General features: G+C 75.0%; 1 protein-coding gene. It reads left to right on the forward strand.

The window, feature by feature from the left end:
• The coding region (locus ABD194_RS08580) for an Lhr family helicase (protein WP_343990123.1) at nt 1-3,691 on the forward strand (3,691 nt) is incomplete at both ends.

The raw sequence follows: 3,691 nt of genomic DNA on the forward strand, positions 1-3,691 counted from the left end.
CGCCCACCACGGCTCGGTGAGCAAGGAGCACCGCGCCACCATCGAGGAGGACCTCAAGGCCGGACGCCTGCCCGCCGTCGTCGCGACGAGCAGCCTCGAGCTCGGCATCGACATGGGCGCCGTCGACCTCGTGATCCAGGTGGAGAGCCCGCCGTCGGTCGCCAGTGGCCTGCAGCGCGTGGGACGGGCCGGCCACCAGGTCGGTGCGGTCAGCCAGGGGGTGCTCTTCCCGAAGTTCCGCGGCGACCTCGTGCAGACGGCCGTCGTCGTCGAGCGCATGCGCGCCGGCGCCATCGAGTCGCTGCGCATCCCGGCCAACCCCGTCGACGTGCTCGCGCAGCAAGTCGTTGCGATGTGCGCCATGGACGACTGGAGCGTCGCCGACGTCGAGGCCCTCGTGCACCGCGCCGCGAGCTTCGCCTCGCTCCCGCGCTCGGTCCTCGAGGCGACGCTCGACATGCTGGCCGGCCGCTACCCGTCCGACGAGTTCGCCGAGCTGCGCCCGCGCATCGTCTGGGACCGCGTCACCGACACGCTCTCGGGACGCCGCGGTGCCCAGCGCCTCGCCGTCACGAGCGGCGGCACCATCCCCGACCGGGGGTTGTATGCCGTGTTCCTCGCCTCCGGTGAGGGGCCCGGTCGCCGGGTGGGCGAGCTCGACGAGGAGATGGTCTACGAGTCGCGCGTCGGCGACGTCTTCACGCTCGGCACCTCGACCTGGCGCATCGAGGACATCACACACGACCGCGTCCTCGTCACGCCGGCCCCCGGACAGGCGGGCAAGCTGCCGTTCTGGAAGGGCGATCAGCAGGGCCGCCCGGCCGAGCTCGGCCGCGCCCTCGGGGGTTTCGTCCGCGAGATCGTCGGGCTCACCCCCGAACGGGCGCGCGCCCGCGTCACGGCGGCCGGCCTCGACGAGTGGGCCGCCGACAACCTCATCGCCTATCTCACCGAGCAGAAGGAGGCGACCCGGCACGTCCCCGACGACCGCACCATCGTCGTCGAGCGCTTCCGCGACGAGATCGGCGACTGGCGGGTCGCGGTGCTCTCGCCCTTCGGCGGCCAGGTGCACGCGCCGTGGGCCCTCTGCGTCGCGGCGCGCATGCGCGAGCGCTTCGGCATCGACGTGCAGGCCATGCACGGTGACGACGGCATCGTCTTCCGGCTGCCCGACCTCGAGTTCGAGGACGGCGCCGCCATCGGCCAGCAGCTCGTCGAGCTCGTCACCCTCGAGCCCGAGGAGGTCAGCGAGCTCGTCACCCAGGAGATCGGCGGATCCGCCCTCTTCGCGGCGCGGTTCCGCGAGTGCGCCGCTCGCGCGCTCCTGCTCCCGCGGCGCCGCCCCGACCGGCGCCAGCCGCTCTGGCAGCAGCGGCAGCGCGCCGCCCAGCTGCTCGGGGTGGCCAGCCAGTACCCGAGCTTCCCGATCGTGCTGGAGGCCGTGCGCGAGTGCGTCCAGGACGTCTTCGACGTGCCGGGGCTCGTCGAGCTGATGGGCGACATCCGCTCGCGTGCGGTCAAGGTCGTCGAGGTCGAGTCGCACCAGCCGAGCCCCTTCGCCAAGTCGCTGGTCTTCGGCTACGTCGCCCAGTACCTCTACGAGGGCGACTCGCCGCTCGCCGAGCGCCGGGCTGCCGCGCTCGCCCTCGACCCGTCGCTGCTCTCGGAGCTGCTCGGGCAGGGTGAGGCGCTCGCCCTGCGTGACCTGCTCGACCCCGAGGCGGTGGCGCGCACCGAGGCGGAGCTGCAACGGCTCACCCCCGAGCGCGGAGCGCGCGACGCCGAGGACGTCGCCGACCTGCTGCGCGTGCTCGGGCCCCTGTCGGTGCGCGATGTCGTGGCCCGGGCCGCGGAGGGCTTCACACCGGAGGCGGTCGAGGTGGCCCTGACCGAGCTCGAGGCGGCGCGCCGCGTCATCGCCGTGCGGGTCGGAGGAGACGACCGCTGGGCCGCGATCGAGGATGCCGCCCGCCTGCGCGACGCCCTCGGCACCGCGTTGCCGGTGGGCGTGCCCCAGGCGTTTCTCGAGCCGGTGCCCGACCCGCTCGCCGACCTCGTCGCCCGCTTCGCCCGCACGCACGCACCGTTCGCCGTGCAGACCGTCGCCGCCTGGTGGGGCGTCGGGCCCGCGGTCGTGCACGACGCGCTGCGCCGGCTGGTCTCCGCGGGAAGGATCGTCGAGGGCGAGCTGCTGCCCACCGAGAACGGCGGCGGCCACGGCCCCGAGTTCTGCGACGCCGAGGTGCTGCGCCTGCTGCGCCGCCGCTCGCTCGCCGCCCTGCGCCACGAGGTCGAGCCGGTCGACCAGGCCGACCTCGCCCGGTTCCTGCCGCAGTGGCAGGGCGTCGGCGGTGGCCTGCGCGGCCGCGAGGGGCTGCTCCGCGCCGTCGAGCAGCTCACCGGCGCGGTCCTGCCGGCGAGTGCCCTCGAGTCGCTCGTCCTGCCGGCGCGCGTCGCCGACTACCGCCCCGCACTGCTCGACGAGGTGATGAGCGCCGGCGAGGTCGTCTGGCGTGGCCACGGCTCGCTCCCGGGTGACGACGGATGGGTCAGCCTGCACCTCGCCGACGCCGCCCACCTGACCCTCACCCCACCGGAGCTCGTCGAGCTCATCGACGACGAGCGTGCGGTGCTCGACGCGCTCGAGGGCGGCGGCGCGTACTTCTTCCGAGCCCTCGCCACGCGCGTGGGCCTCGGCGACACGGAGCTGAACGACGCGCTCTGGTCGCTGCTGTGGTCGGGCCGCGTCACCAACGACACGATCGCGCCGCTGCGCGCCCTGCTGGCGGGCGGCCGCACGGCGCACAAGCGCACCACCTCCGGGCCCCGTTCGACGAGGTATGCCGGCCGTCGCGGTTCGCTGGGCCGCTTCGGCTCACTGCGCGGCCCACTCGCCGCCACCAGCCCCGCCCAGGTCGAGGCCGCCGAGGACGCAGCGATCTCCAAGGCGCTGGCAGCCGGACGCGCGGTCGGCTCCGGGCCGTCCACCGGCGTCGGTCGCTGGACCGCGCTGCCGCCCGCCGAGACCGACCCCACGGTGCGAGCCGTGACCAACGCCGAGCTGCTCCTCGACCGCTACGGCGTGCTGACCCGTGGCTCGGTCGCCACCGAGGACGTGCCCGGCGGGTTCGCGGCCGTCTACCGCGTCCTCGCCGCTGCCGAGGAGGCCGGCAAGGTCCGCCGCGGCTACTTCGTCGAGGGACTCGGCGCCTCGCAGTTCGCGTCGACGGGCGCCGTCGACCGGCTCCGCTCCATGTCGAGGCTCCCCGGCGCGGGCGCCGACGACCCGGCCTCGGGCGGCCGGCGGGTCGACGCTGCAGAGGACGACGAATGGCTCACTTCCTCACGGGCCCACGACACGGGGCGCGGCGCGGGAAGGCACGCGGGCCACGGCAGGGGCCGCGAGCGCAGCGGTCCACCCGCGCTGGTCCTCGCCGCGAGCGATCCCGCCAACCCCTACGGCGCGGCCGTTCCCTGGCCCGAACGCGGCCTGACCGACCCCGGTGGCGAGCCGGCGGGTGATGCGGGCCGATCCGGTGCGAGTGCCCCTGATCCGGCCGACGGCAGCGTGGGCGCCAAGGCATCCCGGCGCAAGGGCCACCAGCCCGGGCGCAAGGCGGGGGCCCTCGTCGTGCTCGTCGACGGCGAGCTCGTGCTCTACGTCGAGCGTGGCGGCAAGACGATGCTGTGC

Source organism: Terrabacter terrae (genome assembly GCF_039529575.1).
In the GTDB taxonomy this organism is placed as follows: Bacteria; Actinomycetota; Actinomycetes; order Actinomycetales; family Dermatophilaceae; genus Terrabacter; species Terrabacter terrae.